Origin of the sequence: Psychromonas aquatilis (assembly GCF_038155185.1) — a bacterium.
In the GTDB taxonomy this organism is placed as follows: domain Bacteria; phylum Pseudomonadota; class Gammaproteobacteria; order Enterobacterales; family Psychromonadaceae; genus Psychromonas; species Psychromonas aquatilis.
In genome coordinates this window covers 15,223-37,070 of sequence record NZ_JBAKAZ010000015.1, presented here as the reverse complement: position 1 = coordinate 37,070, position 21,848 = coordinate 15,223, and the positions used below count along the sequence as shown (strand labels likewise).

Annotated in this window: 16 protein-coding genes; 6 read left to right on the top strand and 10 right to left on the bottom strand. The window is 37.7% G+C overall.

Going from position 1 to position 21,848, the window contains the following annotated elements; genetic code table 11:
• Positions 1–7 precede the first annotated feature (7 nt).
• The 3 genes from V6256_RS05865 to V6256_RS05855 all read left to right on the top strand — a co-directional run bounded on the left by V6256_RS05865 (position 8) and on the right by V6256_RS05855 (position 2,311).
• Positions 8–757, top strand: coding sequence for a type II secretion system protein N (locus V6256_RS05865; protein WP_341597140.1), 750 nt, complete (start codon positions 8–10; stop codon positions 755–757).
• Positions 758–900: 143 nt separating this feature from the next.
• Positions 901–1,527: a transcriptional repressor LexA gene (gene lexA, locus V6256_RS05860; protein WP_341597139.1), complete on the top strand. Its 627-nt coding sequence runs from the start codon at positions 901–903 to the stop codon at positions 1,525–1,527.
• A gap of 103 nt (positions 1,528–1,630) precedes the next feature.
• Entirely contained in the window at positions 1,631–2,311 is a 681-nt protein-coding gene (locus tag V6256_RS05855) for an SCO family protein (RefSeq protein WP_341597138.1), read from the top strand.
• Positions 2,312–2,499: 188 nt separating this feature from the next.
• On the opposite strand, the gene V6256_RS05850 is transcribed toward V6256_RS05855, so the two are convergent.
• A complete protein-coding gene (locus V6256_RS05850) occupies positions 2,500–2,985 on the bottom strand; it encodes a GNAT family N-acetyltransferase (RefSeq protein WP_341597137.1) in 486 nt (161 codons plus the stop codon).
• Between the two features lie 242 nt (positions 2,986–3,227).
• Here V6256_RS05850 and metA point away from each other — a divergent pair, with 242 nt between their 5' ends.
• From metA to V6256_RS05835, 3 genes are all read left to right on the top strand, one after another.
• Positions 3,228–4,139 carry a homoserine O-acetyltransferase MetA gene (gene metA / locus V6256_RS05845; RefSeq protein ID WP_341597136.1) on the top strand — a complete coding sequence of 304 codons (912 nt, stop codon included), beginning with the start codon at positions 3,228–3,230 and terminating at the stop codon, positions 4,137–4,139.
• A 171-nt stretch (positions 4,140–4,310) separates the two neighbouring features.
• Positions 4,311–7,994: a methionine synthase gene (gene metH / locus V6256_RS05840; RefSeq protein WP_341597135.1), complete on the top strand. Its 3,684-nt coding sequence runs from the start codon at positions 4,311–4,313 to the stop codon at positions 7,992–7,994.
• Positions 7,995–8,582: 588 nt separating this feature from the next.
• Positions 8,583–8,951, top strand: coding sequence for a MazG nucleotide pyrophosphohydrolase domain-containing protein (locus tag V6256_RS05835; protein ID WP_341597134.1), 369 nt, complete (start codon positions 8,583–8,585; stop codon positions 8,949–8,951).
• Positions 8,952–9,135: 184 nt separating this feature from the next.
• Here the strand turns inward: V6256_RS05835 and V6256_RS05830 are convergent, their stop codons facing one another.
• The 9 genes from V6256_RS05830 to V6256_RS05790 form a co-directional block, all read right to left on the bottom strand.
• The gene (locus tag V6256_RS05830; protein ID WP_341597133.1) at positions 9,136–10,539 is read right to left on the bottom strand and encodes an efflux transporter outer membrane subunit; all 1,404 of its coding nucleotides are present in this window, start codon (positions 10,537–10,539) and stop codon (positions 9,136–9,138) included.
• Positions 10,540–10,541: 2 nt separating this feature from the next.
• A complete protein-coding gene (locus V6256_RS05825) occupies positions 10,542–12,482 on the bottom strand; it encodes a MacB family efflux pump subunit (protein ID WP_341597132.1) in 1,941 nt (646 codons plus the stop codon).
• A gap of 3 nt (positions 12,483–12,485) precedes the next feature.
• Positions 12,486–13,676, bottom strand: a complete 1,191-nt coding sequence (locus V6256_RS05820; protein WP_341597131.1) for an efflux RND transporter periplasmic adaptor subunit — start codon at positions 13,674–13,676, stop codon at positions 12,486–12,488.
• 233 nt (positions 13,677–13,909) lie between these two features.
• Complete coding sequence (locus V6256_RS05815) at positions 13,910–15,508, bottom strand: B12-binding domain-containing radical SAM protein (RefSeq protein ID WP_341597130.1); 1,599 nt, start codon at positions 15,506–15,508, stop codon at positions 13,910–13,912.
• Positions 15,509–15,708: 200 nt separating this feature from the next.
• On the bottom strand, positions 15,709–16,194 hold the full coding sequence (locus tag V6256_RS05810) for a VOC family protein (RefSeq protein ID WP_341597165.1): 486 nt from the start codon (positions 16,192–16,194) through the stop codon (positions 15,709–15,711).
• 231 nt (positions 16,195–16,425) lie between these two features.
• Complete coding sequence (locus V6256_RS05805; RefSeq protein ID WP_341597129.1) at positions 16,426–17,691, bottom strand: MFS transporter; 1,266 nt, start codon at positions 17,689–17,691, stop codon at positions 16,426–16,428.
• Positions 17,692–17,957: 266 nt separating this feature from the next.
• Positions 17,958–19,820: an ABC transporter substrate-binding protein gene (locus V6256_RS05800; protein ID WP_341597128.1), complete on the bottom strand. Its 1,863-nt coding sequence runs from the start codon at positions 19,818–19,820 to the stop codon at positions 17,958–17,960.
• On the bottom strand, positions 19,817–20,863 hold the full coding sequence (locus tag V6256_RS05795; protein WP_341597127.1) for an ABC transporter ATP-binding protein: 1,047 nt from the start codon (positions 20,861–20,863) through the stop codon (positions 19,817–19,819). Before V6256_RS05795 ends, V6256_RS05800 begins: the two co-directional genes overlap by 4 nt.
• 3 nt (positions 20,864–20,866) lie before the next feature.
• Positions 20,867–21,847: an ABC transporter ATP-binding protein gene (locus V6256_RS05790; protein ID WP_341597126.1), complete on the bottom strand. Its 981-nt coding sequence runs from the start codon at positions 21,845–21,847 to the stop codon at positions 20,867–20,869.
• Position 21,848 lies beyond the last annotated feature (1 nt).

Below are 21,848 nucleotides of genomic sequence, written 5' to 3'. Positions count from 1 at the left end.
GTTACCAATGAAATTTAAAATTGCATTACTCATTATATTTATCTACTGCATTACGCTGGTGGTTAAGTTACCTGCCGCTGCTGTAGTAGATTGGCTACCTCGCAATGTTGCTAAAGTAAATAATGTAACGGGTACTATTTGGCATGGGCAAGCTCAATCTATTTCTATTAACACTAAAACCAAGTTTGAAAATGTACAATGGGATATTAAGCCGATGTCATTGTTATCGCTAACACTTGAAGCGGCGGTATCATTTAATAATGGTCCAGATGCAATGTCAGGTAAAGGTGTGGTTGCCTATAATATGTCAGGTGTGAGTGCTTCTAATGTTATTTTAGATATTACTTCTGAGCAGCTAATGCATTATTTACCTAGACGTTTACCAGGCACCCTACAAGGTGACTTTTCTGTGGTGATAAAAGAGTTCAAGCAAGGGCAACCCTATTGTCAACAATTAGACGGTAATATACTTTGGCAAAATGCTAAGACCCTCAGCCAATATGGTGATATTAATTTAGGCCAACCTACTGCCGACTTAGGGTGTGCTCAAGGTAATGTGAGTGCATTTGTATCTCAAGAATCTGATCAGCTTGTTACCAATTTAGATATTGTATTAGGTAAGAATGCGATTTATGAGTTAAATGGCGAAATTCAAGGGACCGATAAACTTGCCCCTAAAATTGCTGATGCATTAAATTGGATTGGCCCTAAAAATACCGCAGGTGCAACGACCTTAACTTATACCGGAAAGCTATAATTGCCTCAATGGAAGCGTTATTATGAATAATAGCTTCCATTTAATGTTCCCTCGTTAAATAAAACCCTCTCTCTGACTAGTATTTATTCATGTATAAATATACACTGTGTTTGTTTACAGTTGATAATAGCGTGGAGAATCTAATGAAAGAGCTAACTAAGCGCCAAGGCGAAGTCCTAGACGTCATCAAAGATCAAATTGCAAAAACAGGCATGCCACCGACTCGTGTTGAGTTAGCCAAGATCCTTGGGTTTAGAAGTGCAAATGCGGCAGAAGAGCATTTAAAAGCACTCGCACGTAAAGGTGCAATTGAAATCTTATCGGGTACATCACGTGGAATTAAAGTGGTGACTGAGCATAAAGACAATGAAGAAGTTGCTGAAGGGTTACCATTAATCGGTAAAGTGGCCGCTGGTGAGCCGATTTTAGCGCAAGAGCATGTGGAAACACACTACGATGTAGATCCGGCTTTATTTCATCCTGCCGCTGATTTTTTGTTGCGCGTTGAAGGCGAAAGTATGAAAGATATTGGGATCATGGATGGTGATTTATTGGCTGTTCATAAAACTCAAAATATCAATAATGGCCAAGTGGTTGTGGCAAGAGTAGAAGAAGACGTGACGGTCAAGCGTTTCTATCGTGATGGCAAAGATGTCACTCTGAAAGCAGAGAACACCTTGTTCAACCCTATTAAGATCGATTTAGAACATCAAAGCTTTAATATAGAAGGTATTGCTGTTGGCGTCATTCGTACAGCTGACTGGATGTAATTATCGGTGAGCTATACGTTATTTTGAGTTGTTTATGTGCGATTACTGCTCGCTAAAAGTGTATGATTACGTTTTAATATTCTAATTTAGTTGAGTATCATAAATGAAATCTCTGATTATTTTTATTTGCAGCGTTGCGATGGTAATGTTTTTTGCTTTAGGCTGCTTTAAAGGAGCGGATGTAAGCGATGCTAACTACTCTGCTTTGCAAAGAGTCAATAAATCATTAGTACTGACACAGCCTCCTACTTCATTGCCTGATTTTTCTTTTGAAAAAGCAGGAAAAGTTGCCTTTACCAATGAGTCTTTACTCGGGAAGTGGACTATTTTGTTTGTAGGTTACACATACTGTCCTGATATTTGTCCAACGACACTGGCACATTTAGATCATGTTTACCCTGAATTAACTAATGATGATAAAACAACCACACAGGTTGTTTTTGTTTCCGTTGATCCTAACCGAGATAAAGCCGAACAGCTTGCTGACTATGTTAATTATTTTAATGCTAATTTTATTGGTGTAACGAGTACCCATAAACAATTATGGCCTTTTGTAACGCAATTAGGGTTAAGTTATAGCATTGTAGAAGAGGGTGATACAGATGATGATTTATATCTTATTGACCATAGCGCCTCTATTATTTTAATTAATCCTAAAGGTGAATTTCATGCAACCTTTAAATCTGAAGTTAATGCGCAAGGTATTAATAACGTTGATATGGATAAAATGGCAATAGATATTAAAGATATACAAGATAATTATAATCCAAGCAGTAGCGATTAGGTTGCTACTGCTTAATAATACCAATCACACTAATTAACTGATCTATTTTACTTGCTAAAATAACTTATTTCTTCGTTGTAATTTTCGCAAATAGAACAACTATTTAACTCAAATTACGCCTTAAACTAAGTCATTTTTTCTGCGCAAAATTTAGATCACTTATTTAATATAATTGGTATAACTTAATCTTATAGTTGTTTGGTCCAAAACAAGGCGCTACCAAACTCTGGATCAAGTTGATAATCTGAAAACCCTAGTCGCTTGTAAGCTTTACAAGCGATAGAGTTACCACTCAAGACCTCTAAGGTGATTTTGCAACAATCGCGTTGTTTTGCAATTTCTTCAATCTTCTCAAAAAGGTGCGTTGTTAATCCATTTCCTCGAAAGTCTACATGTACAACAACATCATGAATATTGAATAGTGGTTTACAAGCAAAGGTAGAGAAACCTTCTATTGCTGTTAATAATGCAGCTGGTTTATCTCCATTAAATACTAAAATGATAACGACATCATTACGCTTAAGTAAGGTGCTCACCAAATTCTCTTTTGCAAAACGGCTGATATCTTCACTTCCACCCATAGGGTCACATGCATAATGGGACATCAAGCTAAGGTAAGCTTCTGCGTGTTTCTTTTTCTTTAAGTCTGCGACAACGGTTGTAAACTCTTGCATGCTTGTTCCTTTCATTTTTATGGAGTAATCATACTAGCCTAGAATAATTTGATTACTCATTTAATGGGATAAATGTGCTACCTCAGTCTAACTAATGACACCATGAGATACTAGAAAAAGTGACTTTTTGATTCTTGATAGCATATGTTGATAAATAAAAAATTGAATTAAGTGTTTTCAATTACAATTTAAATGTTAGACTTCTAGATGTCTAAACGTATTTATTTTTATAGGGATTCATTATGCCAATTCGTATTCCAGACGATTTACCAGCTTCAAGTATTCTCAAGTCTGAAAATATTTTTACCATGTCGGAAAGTCGCGCTAGTCATCAGAACATTCGTCCTTTACGTGTATTAATTCTGAATTTAATGCCTAAAAAAATTGAGACTGAAACTCAGTTAATGCGTTTACTATCAAATACACCGCTACAAGTTGATATTGAATTATTACGTGTAGATGCAAGAGCAAGTAGAAATACACCGCAAAAACATTTAGATAAATTTTATGGTGATTTTGAACGTATCAAAGAAAAGAAATGGGATGGATTTATTATCACTGGTGCGCCGCTAGGTACTATTCCTTTTGAAGATGTTTACTACTGGGAAAAATTCACTGAGATAGTGGAGTGGTCAAAGCATAACGTAACTTCTACTTTATTCTTATGTTGGTCAGCACAGGCTGCGTTAAAAATATTCTATGATCTAGAAAAAGTGACGCGTGATGATAAATTATCTGGCATATTTGCCCATCAAACTCACCACCATCAACATCCACTGGTAAGAGGTTTTGATGATGAATTTTGGGCTCCTTTATCACGTTATGCCGAATTTAATAGTGATGAGATTAAAAAGCACACTGATTTAGCGGTCTTTGCTGATGCACCTGAGGCAGGTGTTTATTTAGCGGCTAGTCCAGATTGCAAGCAAGTTTATATTACAGGCCACCCAGAATATGACGCACATACATTAAATAGTGAATATATAAGGGACCTTGAGGAAGACTTAGAACCAATATTGCCTGTTAATTACTACCCAAATGATGACAAAAATGAAAAGCCTCGTGCGACTTGGCGTAGTCATGGCAATCTTTTATACAGTAACTGGTTAAACTATTGTGTTTACCAGGTAACACCATATGATTTAAGCGTTTAGTTATAATCTATAAGGTTATATAAACCACCGTTTGGCAAATATAACCGTTTAAATATTCATAATTTATAACAGAATATTTCAAGTTAAGCAGTGCTTTACAAGTTATTGCCACAGACTTTTGTGCTATTATGCGCACTCATTTTTATCTTAAAAAAAGCAGCAGGGAACTCTATGTCAGCAAGTGATCGTAGTGCATTGATTAAAGCACAATTGGAAAAACATATTCTTCTGATTGATGGTGGTATGGGAACAATGATCCAAGACCATAAATTTGAGGAAGCTGATTTTCGTGGTCAACGGTTTAAAGATTGGGGCACTGATCTAAAGGGTAATAATGACCTACTTGTTTTAACTCAACCTGAATGTATTGCTAATATCCATCGCCAATACTTAGATGCTGGCGCAGATATTCTTGAGACTAATACGTTTAATGCAACGACAATTGCCATGGCTGATTATGCGATGGAATCTATCTCTGCTGAGATTAACTATGAAGCAGCACGCATTGCTCGTCGTGTTGCTGATGAAAAAACCGATGAAACGCCGGATCGTCCGCGCTTTGTTGCAGGGGTATTAGGCCCAACAAATCGTACTTGTTCTATCTCTCCAGATGTTAATGATCCTGCTTATCGTAACGTCACTTTTGATGAGTTAGTGATTGCTTACATCGAATCTACTAAAGCCTTAATCAAAGGTGGCTGTGATCTTATTCTAATTGAAACTATTTTTGATACGTTAAATGCAAAGGCTGCGGTATTTGCTGTTGAAACTGTTTTTGAAGAATTAGGCTATAAAATACCAGTGATGATTTCAGGAACGATTACTGATGCATCAGGACGAACATTATCAGGACAGACAACAGAAGCATTCTATAACTCACTACGCCATGCAGAACCACTTAGTTTTGGTTTAAATTGTGCTCTAGGGCCTGATGAGTTACGTCAATACGTTCAAGAGATGTCACGTATTTCAGAAACCTATGTCTCTGCACACCCTAACGCAGGTTTACCTAATGCATTTGGAGAATATGATTTAGAAGCGACTGAAATGGCTTCACATATTAAAGAGTGGGCTGAAAGTGGCTTCTTAAATTTAGTCGGTGGATGTTGTGGTACAACACCTGAGCATATCAAAGCCATGGCCGATGCGGTTGCTGGCGTAAAACCTCGAGAATTACCTGAAATAGAAGTAGCATGCCGCCTTAGTGGTTTGGAAGCACTTACTATTAAGTCTGACTCTTTATTTCAAAACGTAGGTGAGCGTACTAATGTTACTGGCTCTGCACGTTTTAAACGCTTAATTAAAGACGAGTTATATGATGAAGCCTTAGAGGTTGCATTACACCAAGTTGAAGCGGGCGCTGACATTATTGATATTAATATGGATGAAGCAATGCTTGATTCATTATTTGTAATGAAGCGCTTCCTTAACTTATGTGCTTCTGAACCTGATATCTCACGTGTACCGATCATGGTTGACTCTTCTAAATGGGAAATTTTAGAAGAAGGCCTTAAATGTGTTCAGGGTAAAGGGATTGTTAACTCAATCAGTATGAAAGAAGGTGTTGATAACTTTATTCATCAAGCAAAATTAATTCGTCGTTATGGCTTCGCTGTGATTGTGATGGCGTTCGATGAAGTGGGGCAGGCTGATACTCGTGAACGTAAATTTGAAATTTGTAAGCGTTCTTACGATATTTTAGTGAATCAAGTGGGTTTCCCACCTGAAGATATTATTTTCGACCCAAATATCTTTGCTGTTGCTACAGGGATTGAAGAACATAATAATTATGCTGTTGATTTCATTGATGCAGTTAAAGATATTAAAGATAACTTACCACATGCCATGATCTCAGGTGGTGTTTCTAATGTTTCTTTCTCATTCCGAGGCAATAACCCTGTACGTGAAGCTATTCATGCAGTGTTCCTTTATTACTGTTTCCAAAACGGTATGGATATGGGAATTGTAAATGCAGCTCAACTTGCTATTTATGATGATATTCCAAAAGAGCTTAAAGATGCTGTTGAAGATGTGGTGCTAAATAGACACGCTAATGCAACAGATGCTTTATTAGACCTTGCTGAAAAATATCGAGGTGATGGAGCGGCTAAAGTTGATGATGGCAAAGCACTTGAATGGCGTTCTTTACCTGTTAATGAGCGTATTGCCCATGCCTTAGTAAAAGGTATCACTGAATTTATCGAAGAAGATACTGAACTTGCTCGTCAAGATGCTGATATGCCGATTGAAGTGATCGAAGGTCCATTAATGGATGGCATGAACATTGTTGGTGACTTATTTGGTGCAGGAAAAATGTTTTTACCTCAGGTAGTAAAATCTGCCCGTGTAATGAAACAAGCTGTTGCTTATTTAAACCCTTATATTGAAGCAACTAAAGCGGTAGGTGAAACCAATGGTAAAGTGGTGATGGCCACTGTTAAAGGCGATGTTCATGATATCGGTAAAAATATTGTAGGCGTTATTCTTCAATGTAATAACTATGAAATTATCGATCTTGGTGTAATGGTACCAACGGAAAAAATTATCAAAACGGCACTGGAAAATAACGTTGATTTAATCGGACTGTCGGGATTAATAACGCCGTCGCTAGATGAAATGGTTTACGTTGCGAAAGAGATGCAACGTCAAGGTTTAAGCATCCCATTATTAATTGGTGGTGCAACGACGTCAAAAGCGCATACCGCTGTTAAAATCGAGCAAAATTACGATCATCCTGTTGTTTATGTGTCTAATGCTTCTCGTGCGGTAGGGGTGTGTCAAAAGCTATTAAGCCCTAAAAGTAAGCCGGAATTTGTTGAAAAGTTAAACTTAGATTACCAGCGCGTACGTGAGCAACATGCTAATAAACGTCCACGTAGTGCACCAATTGGCTTAGCACAAGCACGTGCTAACGCGGCTAAATTGGATTGGGATAATTACCAACCTAAAGTACCTAATCAGCTGGGCGTACAAGTTATCAAAAATATGTCGATTAGCGTATTACGTGAATATATCGACTGGACACCTTTCTTTATGACTTGGGGGCTGGCTGGTAAATATCCTCGTATTTTAAAAGATGATGTCGTTGGTGAAGAAGCAACCCGTCTATTCAAGGATGCACTAGCGATGCTTGATACAGTTGAAGAGGAAGGTGAAATCAGTGCTTCTGGTATTGTCGGGTTATTCCCAGCGAATAGTGTTGGTGATGATATTGAAATCTATACTGATGAAACGCGTACAGAGGTATTACAAGTGAGTAATCAGTTACGCCAACAAACAGAGAAAAAAGCACCTTTTGTAAACCATTGTTTAGCAGATTATATTGCGCCTAAATCATCAGGTATTGCTGATTATATCGGTACTTTTGCAGTAACAGGTGGGATTGGTGAACGTGAAGTTGCAGAGCGCTATAAAGCAAATAATGATGATTATAATGCGATTTTAGTACAAGCAGTATGTGATCGATTAGCTGAAGCTTTTGCCGAATACCTACATCAAAAAACACGCAAAGAGTATTGGGGCTTTGCCGCTGATGAAACCTTGGATAATAACGATTTAATTCGTGAAAAATATCAAGGTATTCGTCCTGCACCTGGTTACCCAGCTTGTCCTGAGCATACTGAAAAAGCGGTGATTTGGGATTTAATGAATGTTGAACAAGAAATAGGCATGGAGTTAACTTCAAGTTATGCAATGTACCCTGGTGCAGCAGTATCGGGTTGGATTTTCTCACATCCTGAAAGCCGTTATTTTGCCATTGCTGGTATCCAGCAAGATCAGGTTGAAGATTATGCACAACGTAAAGGTTGGGACATGCAAACTGCAGAGCGTTGGTTAGGTCCTAATATAGGATAGGTAGTTAGTTCCACCATGGCCAATTTATTGGTCATGGTGGTTTTATATATTTTCTGCATCAATGTACACTGTTTGACCTTCCTCTTTATTATTTCCTAAGATATTTATATAACACCGCTCTGAAGTACAATCCCTAGCGCTGATCGTTAATGATATTAAATGGGTGTATTCATATTTAATCCCATTTGAATTTTTCTATTTAAAAGAAGCAGCTAAGGTTATATTTTTAAATAGAAGGCTTATACCAATCACACTAATTAACTGATCTATTTTACTTGCTAAAATAACTTATTTCTTCGTTGTAATTTTCGCAAATAGAACAACTATTAAAGAATTAACATCTTATCGTTAATTCTCCGATAGGCTATTAACGAAGTTAATCGACGAAAGGCTCAAATTACGCCTTAAACTAAGTCATTTTTTCTGCGCAAAATTTAGATCACTTATTTAATATAATTGGTATTATCTATATTAAGAAATCAGTGAAAGTAAAAATAAAAGTTGGTTTTTGCCTCTTCGTCGCTTACCTTAATTAAGGTGGATTTATATTTGAGCGGCAGTTATATGCCGTATCTTCAGTGAGGGACTATGAAAGAATTCGATAAATTACTGGCTATTGCAAAGCGTAAAGCAAAATTTGACGAGACTAATACCTGGTCTAATGGTTCTATTACTTATCTTGCTGAAATTAAAAATGAAGTAGATGAAGTACTAGAAGAGATGCCGAAGCACCGACAATGTTATTTAGAGGATGAATTAGGCGATATTCTTTGGGATTACCTTAATGTATTAACGGCGTTAGAAAAAGAAAGAAGGATTGATACAAAAGCAGTGTTAGAAAGGGCTTGTCGTAAGTATCAAGAACGAGTCTCTGGTATTGAAACAGGAAAAGAGTGGTCAGAAGTTAAAAAAAAGCAAAAAATAGCTTTAGAAAATGAAAATAAATCAACGGCATAAGCGACTTAAAGTCTTGATGGATTTTAGATATGGACAGTTAATTTTCTGATATAACAGTTATATTTCACTTTAAGGTTTCGTTTTTATATCCAATAATCATTTTTAACCAATCTATTACATAGATTAAAAGGTGGGCATCGAGTAACGACATTGACTTTACTCGATGCAAAAATAGAAATGAGGTTTATTCTTCTTCATTAACCACATCAGGGGCAATATCAGAGCCTCCTAGCGCTTGGTATAGCGTTGCTTGTATATTAAATTGATTGAAGCGATTATCTAAGATAGCTTGTTCTGTTAAACGTAAACTATCTTGCGCATCCAACCAGTCTTGAATACCTATTGCACCATAGCGATATTGGCTTGCATAAATCTTTTCAGCGGCATTAGCAGCATTATACTGCTCAGCTAGTTTAGTGCCTTGATACTGATAATGTTGTCTTGCTGATATGGCATTATCCACTTCACTAAATGAAGTATAGAGAGTTTGTCTATAGTTTATGATTGCCGATTGAACATCAATTTCAGATAGCTTCTTATTTAGTTTCATCTCGTTCCATTGTAGGAAGGGCAGTATTAGATTAGCGCCTAATGTGCCAACAGGATTCGATAATAAATTCTTCAATTGTTCTGATGAGGATCCGACAGCTCCTGATAACGTCAATGTTGGTAGGTAGCTAGAATAAGTTGCGTCTTTAATTGAGTAAGCCGCCTGCAAGCTATAAAGCGCTGATTTTACATCAGGTCGACGGATTAAAATATCCGATGGGACACCTGCTGCGATAGTTGGAATTGGACCATCAGGTAATTGCTTAATACTGAGTTGCATTTTTGTAGGAGGCTGGTTAAATAAAATGGCTAATCCATTTTGCGCTTCTACAAGTTGCTGCTGTAGTTTACTGTATGCAACTTCTTGCTCTGCTAAGTTACGTTGAGACTCAAAAATATCTAGTTTGGTGACAGCACCTGAACGATATTGACTCTCTATCAACGCTAAACTTTGCTTGGCATAATCTATATTAGCTTGGCCTAAGGCAAGGCTTTGTTTCAGATAACCTATTTGCCAATACAATGATGCAGTTGTTGAGGCAAGACTTTGGGCGGTACTCTCTCTATCTTCTTCATTGGCTAAGCTAGTCCATTGTGCTGCATCTACTTCAGATGCCACGCGCCCCCATAAATCTAATTCATAACTAATAGAAAGATCCGTATTAAATGTATTGCTATAGGCGTTACTATCTAAGGATGTCGTTCTACCTGCGTTACTATTTGAACTGAGCTGAAAAGAACCTTCTGCCTCAGTTAAACCGGCTTTAAGGCGGGCGCTCTTTAAGGTTAATGTAGCGACAGCTAAATCGTTATTGGCTGTCAATACATGTTCAATAAGTGTATTGAGTTCTGAGTCATTAAATCGCTCCCACCAAGGATCAATTTTAACTTCCTGTGTCACTGTTAGACTTTGCCAATTGTCAGGAATAGCAACGTCTGGTGTAACCGCATCGGTTTCGCTAATAGTACTACAACTACTAACAACGAATAGGCAGCATAATGCATAAGTACAACGTAAAAGTGATGATGGTTTGATCATAATTATTCTCTCGCTAATGCATCAACTGGATCAAGTTGTGCTGCATTTCGTGCTGGTAAAAAACCGAAAAGGACCCCAATTAAAGTAGAGCAAGCAAAAGCAGTTACGATTGAGCTTGTTGAGTATATCATTTGGAAATTACCGCCAGTGGTGGCAAAAATAAAACCGATTAAGTAAGAGAGTGCAATACCAATAGTACCGCCACATATACAGACTAAAATAGCTTCAATTAAAAATTGTCTTAAAATATCACTTTGTCTCGCTCCTACGGCCATACGAACACCAATTTCACGGGTACGCTCTGTTACCGAAACAAGCATAATATTCATGACGCCAATGCCGCCGACAATTAATGAAATAACCGCAATAGCGGAGATCAATAAGGTCATGGTTGCAGTGGTTTTTTCGATACTTTCACGAATCGAGTCTGTATTAATGGTAAAGAAATCTTGAGTACCATGGCGCATTTTTAATAGGGTGACAATACCTTGCTCGGCAGCACTGCTCGATGCAGATTCATTAATTCTCACGGTAATACTGTCAAGGTAATTTTGATTGATCATACGGCTAGCGACTGTGCTATATGGGATCCACACATTCAAGGCATCACTATTGCCGAAAGCACTGGTTTTAGGTTTAGTAACACCTATGATGCGAACAGGGAGTTCTCCTAAAAAGATTACCTCTCCAATTGCTGACTTATCTGAAAATAATTCTTTGCGTGTATTATCATCGATTACCGCATCTTGGGACAAACTAGTGACACCTTCTTCATCCCAAAACTGTCCTTCTGCAATTTCATAGCCTTTAACACGAAAATAATCCGCGCCTACGCCATTAAAACTGGCTGTTACACCTTGGTTATCATAACGGATTGTACCGTTACTACTAATTGAAGGGGTAACGCTGTCTACATAGCTTAAATTTTTCAATGCATCACTGTCTAGCGATGTAAGTGTGCGTACTAAACCTGAACGTCGGTCGCCATATCCGGAGCCTGGTCGTACATCAATAGTATTAGTCCCCATAGCACTAATATTTTTTAAAACAGCTTGTTGCGAGCCTTCACCTAATGCCACAACAGAAACGACGGAAGCAATACCAATAATGATGCCAAGCATGGTTAAAAAAGTACGTAAACGATGTGATGACATTGCCAATAGGGCCATTTTAAAGGCCTCAAGGTAGCGACTCAGTGTGTTATTTTTATTGGCTGAAGTGGCAACGTTAGTTAATGGGGTGACGGCTTTGGCTTGTTTGTTTTGCGCATCCTTAATGATCACACCATCTTTGATCTCGATAATACGATCAGCAAAATTTGCAACTTCCATATCATGAGTAACTAATATGATAGTATGGCCATCATCATGCAGCTCTTGTAATAACTGCATCATTTCTTCACCGCTCTGACTATCTAACGCACCGGTTGGCTCATCGGCAAGAATGACATCGCCGCCGTTCATTAATGCTCGAGCAACACTAACACGTTGTTGTTGTCCGCCACTTAACTCTCCGGGTTTATGGTCAAGACGATTAGCTAATCCTAATCGGGTTAAGAGACTTTCAGCTCGTTGTTGACGCTCTTTTTTATCTTTTCCTGCATAAATTGCTGGAATTTCTGCATTTTCAATGGCGTTCAGATCACCTAATAAATGATAACGTTGGAATATAAAGCCAAAATGCTCACGACGAAGTTGCGCTAGCTGGTCTGCATCCATAAGAGAGGTATCTTGGCCATTAATAAAATAACTACCTTGACTGGGTTTATCTAAACAACCCAATATATTCATTAATGTTGATTTACCTGAGCCTGATGACCCAACAATAGCAACCATTTCACCGCGATTAATTGATAAGTTAATATCGTTTAACACGGTCAATTCTTGATCACCCGCTGCAAATGAGCGGTATACATTGGAGATGGTTAATAGCGTATTATCCATTATTTAAAACCCCATTGGAGAACGCGACTTACGGGTACGTGTCGGTAAGTTTGCAGCGGCAGAACCTACTACAATTTGATCGCCTTCCTCCAGACCTTCAGTGACTTCGGTATAAATATTGTTGCTAATACCGATTTTTACTTTTTTGTATTGAACCTCTCCTTCTTCAAGGATTGGAACTTGATAACGAATAGAAGAATCACGGCTAGGCATTTTTTGTAAAGCTTGAGAAGGGATCAGTAGTACATCTTCTGCTTCGCTTAAAATAATAGAAACCTGCGCGGTCATGCCGATACGTAATACACCATCAGGGTTATCTACTTCAAAAAGACCATTATAGTAAATGGCATCGGAGTCACTTGACTCCATATCACTATCATCACCATCCATTGAAGTTGGGCCTGGCTCTATTGCACGTAATACCGCGCTATAACGTTTATTTGGTTGGCCTAGAATAGTAAAGTAGACAGTTTGTCCTGGTACGGTGTTAATGACATCTGCTTCAGAAATTTTTGCTTGTACAGTCATTTTACTTAGGTCGGCTAACTCTACTAATGTTGGTGTTGTTTGACTGGCGTTTACCGTTTGTCCTACCTCAACAGAATTATAAACGAGAGTACCATCGATAGGCGCTTTAATGATGGTGTAACCAAGGTCTAGTTCAGCACTTGCGATACTTAATTCGTTTTGTATTTTTTGTGCTTTTAATTGCTCTAATTCTGCTTCATACACAGCTAGCTCTGCTTCTGCAGTTTCATAATCTTCTTTTGAACTTGCGTTATCTTTTAACATTGACTGTTGGCGCTGAAATGCTTTTTTTGCTTGGGTTATTTGCGCTTGTTTAGCTTTATATTGCGCATTGGTAATCGTAAGTGATGCTTTCGCAGCAGCTAAGTCATTTTTTTGTGTGAGATTATCTATTTCTGCAATTAAATCACCTTTCTTAACTTCTCCCCCCAGTGGTACTGGCAAGTTAAGTACTTGTCCAGATGCTTGAGAACCGACACTCACTAATTTAGATGCCTGTAACATACCGATGGCAAGCACGCTATTTTCGATATTACCTTGTTTAACCGGTTGAGTTTCATAACCCTGTTCAGGTGCTTTGGTATTCATAAAGTAGAAAACGCAAGCGGTAATAAGAATAGCGATAATGACGACAATAAGTAGTATTTTTTTAGTCGTTTTTTTCATGAGTGAAAGGTATCCGTTAAATGAAAAGTTATTTAAGTAAGCACAATAAAGTTATTATATAGAGTATATTATTTTATAAGTTAAGAGTGGGTTAAGCATAGTCGTTCATTTATAAAAAAGTGGGGGGAATAGTAACGGCTAAAAAGATTTTTTATTTTATGCATTAAAACTAGTGATAGCTTATTTGTTTTATCACTAGTTATTAATCATATTATGCAAATATACCTAAGAATTTAAGACATATGTTGTTTTTGGCGTTGTAATAATTTACTTGGTTTAACCGATTGCTTTCTCTGCCCAGGGTAAAGGTTAAGTGTATTAAATATACTTTTTAAGCCCGATGCGATGTAATCTCGTTCAAGTTGCTGCAGTACTATGTCATGTTGAGTTGGAAACAGACTGATAACAGCTTGTGATATTAATTCAAAAAGTCGTTTAAGATTAATTTTATGTGTTTGCCCTGTTTGTTCAAAGATCCAGTTCCCCATCGCCATAAAATTATCAAAAGGTTTATCTGCTAATAAGTAGTCTAAAGTATGTTTAAAACGACCCGAGTTACCGATCATATCCCAGTATCTTGCAAAACGGTTAACAAGCTGCATTGTTGCAAAGTCAACACGGTCAGTGCTGAGAATGTTAAAAGGAGGCAGTGGATTAAAGCGTAAATCAAAGTTTTCAGTGTGTCTTATAATTGGGCTACCTTTAAGGCGTTTTAAAATACCCATTTGAATTTCATGGGGCTTACAGGCATAAAGTTGATCAAAACTATCTTTAAAGGTTTCAAGTGTTTCACCTGGTAAGCCAAAAATTAAATCAGCATGAATATGTGCCGTGGTATTTTCTTTTAACCAGATCAGGTTTTCTTTGGATTTATCATTATTCTGTTTACGGCTAATATTGGTTTGTACTGTTTGATCAAAGGTCTGAATACCAATCTCAAACTGTAGGGTGTTCTCTGGGAATAAAGCCAACATCTCTTTTAGTTTTCTAGGTAAGTGGTCAGGGACAACTTCAAAATGCAGGTATAAATCATCGGTCATTCTATCTAAGAAAAACTGCATAATTTGTAAAGAGGTTTTAATATCTAGATTAAATGTACGATCAATGAATTTAAAGTTACGAGCGCCACGTTGATATAAAGTCTCCATTTGTTCTAAAAAAGGAGTTAATGCATAAGGGTTGGATTTTGTATCTAATGAAGATAAACAGAATTCACACTTAAAAGGGCAACCTCGTGATGCTTCAACATATAATAAACGATTCTTTAAATCTTCATCACTATAATACTGGTAAGGCATACTAAGCGTTTTTAAATCAACTGGACTCGATTTAATCACTTTCGTTTTAGGTAAGTCATTATTTATGATCGCTTTGCTGAGTTCATAAAAACTAATATCAGCTTCACCTGTTAGTACATAGTCTGCATCTTGAACAATAGCTTGCGTTTCTGATTCGTAACTAACTTCTGGCCCTCCTAAAACAATAATCACTTCAGGCGCAATGACTTTTAAAAGGCTAACAACATTGGTTGTTTCAATAATATTCCAAATATAAACACCAAAGCCTACGATAGTTGGTTTTGACGCTAATATTTGTTCAACAATATCAAGTGGGCGAGTTTGAATAACAAACTCTTTAACTTCACAATATGGTTGCAACTCTTTTAAGTTTGCATAGAGATAACGTAAACCCAGACTGGAGTGGATATATTTTGAGTTAAGCGTGGCTAATACTATTTTCGCGGAGCTTAAGTCACCAGTTATAGGCGTGTTATCTTCACTTAAATTAGTGCGAAGAATCGTGAGTTCATTATCGAATTGTTGAATAGCCATGAAAGATCTTAAATATAGAAAACATATACCAGTAATAATACAGTAAACGGGTAGGTGATTCAGTCTCTTATTTATGTTTAAAGGTTCAATAAAAAGGCTGCGGGTTATGTTTCCTAGGCTAGATAGCGTAATTGCTGTGTATTTTCAGGTATAAAAAAAGCTACCTAGGTAGCTTTTTTTTATTTATTAACACTGATTGATTATTCGTAATCAGTTGCGTAAGTTTCTTCATAAGAGTGTGAGTATAGCTCAAATAAATTACCAAACGGGTCTTCTAAGTAAACCATTTTTGCAGGCTTGCTATCATCTTCTGGGTGGTAGCGCATAATATCCATACGTACTTTACCGCCATATTGCTCAGTGCGAGCGATTGCACCTTCGAAGTCATCTGTTTGTAAACAAAAGTGGAAAATGCCAAGACGTGTAAAGTCAACATGGTGACGATCTTGACGATCTTTCATTTCAAACATTTCAACGCCTATGCCATCGGTTGTTACTAAGTGTGCAATATTAAATCCTTTGAAGCCTTCACCAAAAACAGCAATACACATTCTACCAATCGCCGTTTCACGCTCTTCTTGTACTTTAGTATTGTTCATCACTATTCTAAGACCTAGTGCTTTAGTGTAGAATTCAACAGCTTTATCCATATCGCCAACCATTAAACCAACGTGATTCATTTTCATCATATTCTCCAAATTTTTATTTATTTAAATGTCTGCTTCGTGTTGATGTAGAGATATTAAACAACCAAAGTTATAAATAAAAATTATGAATTTTTATTAAAATGATAATATGGGTTTATGCTTCCTGGAAGGAGAGCTAGATTGAATGTATTCGTGATAACAGTAATGTAAGCGCAATAGTAAACAAGCGACTTAAGCCACTTGTTTACTATGGTCAGCGGGGAAAAGAGGTTATGGCTTTTCTGTTGCAGTATCCACTTCAGTACGAGGATCCATCTCATAAGCAGTTGGCCCAGCCATATCAGTAACAGTACGAAACTCCTCTTTTTCTTCTATGATAGAAGGTTGAATATGACTGCGTCGTCTAAATAAGACAATAATGAAAAATAACAGCAGGCAAACTGCAGTGAAAGCATAAAGCCCATCTGAGCCCATTAACCCCATTGATAATGAGGCAAGTGGCGCACCGATAGCAGACGATAAACCTAATGTAATTAACATGGCACTACTTATTTCGACAAAGTCGTTAGAAGTTGCATTATCATTTGCATGGGCAAGACAGATTGCATATAAAGTCATGCATGCACCTCCCCAAAAAAACGCAGTGATAAATGCAGGTAAACCGGCATATGCAGGTACAAGGTGCGGCACATAAACAAAGGCTAATGATACGATGGCGCCAAGTAAAGCGGCGTACATTAGTACACTACGACGGTCAAATTTATCGGAAATTCTTCCAAGCGGTAACTGAAAGCAAGCACCACCGAGTACAGTTGAAGATAAAAACAATCCAAGCTGTATATTATCAAAGTGATTATCTTTGGCGTAGATAGGTGCTAATGACCAATATGCCCCAGTCACTAAACCTGCAACTACTGCGCCTATTAATGCAATATGTGAGTGCTTCCATACCTTACGCATATTTAATTTCACTTCATTAACCACCGCAGGTGCGGCCGAACGAGTGAGTGAAATGGGAATAATGGCAATGGAAATTAATATCGCCCCTAAACTGAATAACATGGCATCTTCTATACTGCCTAGGTTAAAGAGTTGTTGCCCACCCATAACCATAATAAGGTTCAAGGTTGTGTAAATGGATAATATTGTCCCTCGGTTTTGCGGTGTGGCATTACCGTTTAGCCAGCTTTCAATGATCATATATAACCCAGAAATAACCAGGCCAATTAAAAAGCGTAATAATAACCAGCTATAAAATTCAGGTAATAAAGGAAAGATTAAAATAACTACGGTATAGGAGGTTGCTAAAACAGCAAAGCTGCGAATATGGCCGACTCTTTTTAGCATGTGAGGGGTTGTTAAACACCCAGATACAAACCCTAAAAAATAAGCTGAGCCTGTTAGTGCTATTTGTGTATCAGAAAACCCTGATGCATGAGCTGCAATAGGTAATAGGGTGAGCAGTAAGCCATGCCCTAATAATAAAAGTGCGTTGGAAATAAGTAGTGAAGAGATCGGGATCAGTGCTTTTATCATATCGCTCCTATAATGCATTCGCTAAGGTATATGGATATTACTGTGCTACTGATTTAAAAATTATGGAAGATTTATGCCAAGAATAGCGCTGTATTTTATTGTTTTTAATCAATACCTTATTTTTTAGTATGCATATGAATGAGTGTTAAAGCACCAAATTGGATAACCTTATACTGTTATTGCACCATTCATAATGGGGAAATATGAAAAAGGCTTACTTAACATTAAGTAAGCCTTTTACTCATTTCAAGCGTAAACCTTAGGTTTTATTCTGAAATATAGTATTGCTCTTTGTAATGGTAAAATGGGCTTTTATAAACAGAATACAATTTATTAGGCACATTGTTCATACGGTTGTGAACAACCGCTGGCGATGGTGTATAACGTAATATACCTATCGACCATAAGTTTTCAGCATGAAGTTTCATCACTTCATGTACTTCATCAGCAAAGGCTTGTTTATCACCTTCCACTAATAATTGTTCATAACGTTTTGTTAAGTCTTCCATTTCTGGTGTTAATTTCACACCATTCTTACCTTGCGATAAGTAGTAAGCTGCTTGCTTAGGTGCAAAGTTATTTTCTGACATAACAGGGAAGTAGTTGTTAGCACCAAATAATGGATTTAAACCAGATGTGTTGTTATGTAATACCATTTGGTAATCACCACCACGACGAATCTGTTCAAAGTAGCTTTTTTCAGTTGAACGCATAATGAAGCGTAAACCTAGCTTGTCCATATCCGCTTTCATTAGGATTGCACCTTCTTCACTGATTTTACGTCCAGCTTGGAAAGCCACTAAGAAAGTTAATGTTTTACCATCTTTACCTAAACGGTATTTTTCATCATCGCGCTCAGTTAAGCCTAGGTCATCAAGCATTTTGTTGGCTTTCACTCGGTCCATTTTAGTGTAAGCAGAAGAGGTCTCTTCGCTACCACCTGGTGACGTTGGTAAAATAACTGATTGCGCCGGAGTCGATAAACCAATCCCTAAAATCTGATTTTGAGTTTCACGATCCATCCCTAATGAAAGAGCTTGGCGGAAGGTTTTTTCACGCATTAGACGCTGCACTTCTTTTGCTTCGCCATCGTAATCTTGGTTCGGAAACAGGACTAACATATTGGCATGATCATCTAACTCCATCATACGTGTTTTATAGTTACCTTTTGTTTCGCCTTTTTTAAGTGCAGTGAAATCACTGGTTAATTTAGAAATTCGATCCATATCGACTTCACCCGCGAGCGCTTTTAAGATGCGAACTTGTGGCTCTGCAGTTAATGGCCAAGACATTCCATCAATATAAGGTAATTGATTTCCTTCTGTATCTACTTTCCAGTAATAGGGATTGCGTACTGCTCTTTGCTGAAGAGCCTGTGGATCCGTGTTGTACACCCAAGTGTATAAAACAGGTAAATCAGGGTTAGTATTAGCACGGGTATTCCAGCGATTATGAAATAGTTGGCGCCAGTCAGTCATGCCTGCGTCAGCAATTTTTTTATCAAGATCTTCTTTATCAGCCATATTTGGCAAGAAATCTTTTAGGTAATGTTTAGGGCTTTGTGGAAGGCGAAATTCCATAGTAGAGCGTAAATGCATTTCTATAAAGTTTGGATTTGGTTCAGCAAACTCAAGTTCAAATACTTGCTCATCAATGATTTTTAATTTGGCAGGTTTACCATTTGTTAAAAATAATGATTTAGGACTTGGCTCTAATTCTGAATTTAACTCTAAATTATTATACCAAAAATCAACATCTTCAGTGGTAAATGGCACACCGTCAGACCATTTCATCCCTTTGCGTAGTGTAAAGCGATACGTGCGTTTATCTTCAGATAATTCAAAAGATTCAGCTAAATTTGGTACGTATTCTTGCTTATCATTGAGGCCAATAAGCGGTTCATTACTCCACTCATGAAAATGATAATTAGGCTCTATACGACGCCAAGTACCACCATATTTTCCGACTTCATTGATAGGTGTGATGACCAGAGGGTTTTCAGGTAGTCGCTCGTCCACTGCAGGCAGCGAGCCTTTATCTACCATTGTCTTTAACACAGGGGCTTCTTGATAACTCCATGCATTTAATGAACCCAATAGCAGGGCCATTGTCATAAGTTTACGTTTCATATGATTTCCTTGTCATTACTCTGAAGGTATATCTCTTCAACGAAGTGGCATGCACTTTGTCTAAAGATTTCTTTGCCATTGAATGTACTTATAAAGTCACGTAATGCAGGGACTTCATTTTTACATTTATCTTTGGCGTATTTGCATCGATTGTGGAACGCGCAACCTGATGGTGGATTAGATGCGTCAGGGATTTCTCCGGCTAAAATATCGCTGCGAATTTCTCGTTCGTTAATGTCAGGAATAGCATGCATTAACGCTTCTGTGTATGGATGTAATGGATCTTTAAAAAGTGCATCAGTGTCTGCAACTTCAACAATTCTACCTAGATACATTACCCCGACACGGTCACACAAGTATTTCACGACGCTTAAATCGTGGGATATGAATAAAAAAGAAAGATCCATTTTAGCTTTTAATTCACTGAGTATTTCTAAAATTTGTGCTTGTACTGATACATCCAGTGCACTGACGGCTTCGTCCGCCACAATAAATCTAGGATTGGTTATTAGTGCTCGTCCAATACCAATACGTTGTCTTTGACCTCCAGAAAATGCATGTGGGTAGCGCATTAAATGCGAGCTTCTTAAGCCAACTTGTTGGATCATTTCAGCCGCTTTTTGATATAAAAAATCTTTATTGGTATGGCCGGCTAACCTTAATGGTTCTTCTAAGATCTCTTGTACTGTCATTCTAGGTGATAGCGATGAGTAAGGATCCTGAAAGATCATTTGAATTTCTTGTCGATAAGGGCGAATCTCTTTGTTGGTCATTGGTACAAGATCAATTGTTTCACCATTTTTGCTGTTATAAAGCACTTTGCCACCAGTAGGTTGCATTGCTTTTAAAATAGCGCGACCAACGGTGGTTTTACCGCAACCCGACTCTCCAACTAAACCAAAGGTTTCATTTGGATAAACTTTAAAATTTACACCATCAACCGCCTTGATAGTGCCTTGGCGTCGACTGAAGGCTCCGCCTTTCATACTGAAATGCATTTGCAGTGATTCGACTTGAACTAGGGGGGTAGAGTTATAATCCATTATCTATGCCTCGAAACATCTGACTTTGTGGTCATTTTCATGGGTAACAAAAGGAGGAACTTCTTGACGACATTTATCTGTTACTTTGTCGCAACGTTTCCAGAATGGACAACCTGTTATCTTGCTATAAGGATCAGGTATGCTTCCTTTAATTGGTTTTAGTGCTTGATCAGTATGTAGTGTAGGAATCGATTCAATCAATGCTTTAGTATAAGGATGCTTAGGCGTTTTAAGCACTTGATCTGTACTGCCTTGTTCGACAATATAACCAAGGTAAAAGACGGCTATTTCATCAACCATATTAGCGACTACCGCTAGGTCATGGGTAATTAAAACCAACGCCATATTCTGTTCTCGTTGCACATCTTTAATTAATCCGAGTATTTGCGCTTGGATAGTTACATCTAATGCTGTTGTTGGTTCATCTGCAAACAAAAGACGTGGGCTACAACTTATGCCCATTGCGATCATCACGCGCTGACGCATACCACCTGACAACTGAAATGTATAATCATCAAACACATCGCGTGCTCTCGGTACACGTGCACGCTCTAGCATCGAAATCGCATGTTCTTTAGCCTGTTTTTTATTCATATCGGAATGTTGCCTGATTAATTCAACCATCTGGCTACCTACGGTATGAATTGGGCTTAAGCTACTCATTGGCTCTTGGAAAATCATGGAAATTTCTTTACCGCGAATTTTGTTAATTTCTTTGCCATTTTGTTTTGCTTTCATTACATCGAAGGGCTTACCATCACGATGATAAATGACTTCGCCTTTAGTCACTTTGAACATTGGCTCTGGTAGTAAGCGAATGGGCAGGCGTGATGTTACACTTTTGCCGCATCCTGATTCTCCAACAATCCCCAAACTCATGCCTTCATAGATTGTTAAATCGATATCATTTAGTGTGTTGGTTGTCCCCTCAATGGTATGAAACTGAGCGGCAATATTTTTATATTCAAGTAATTTTTTTCGCATA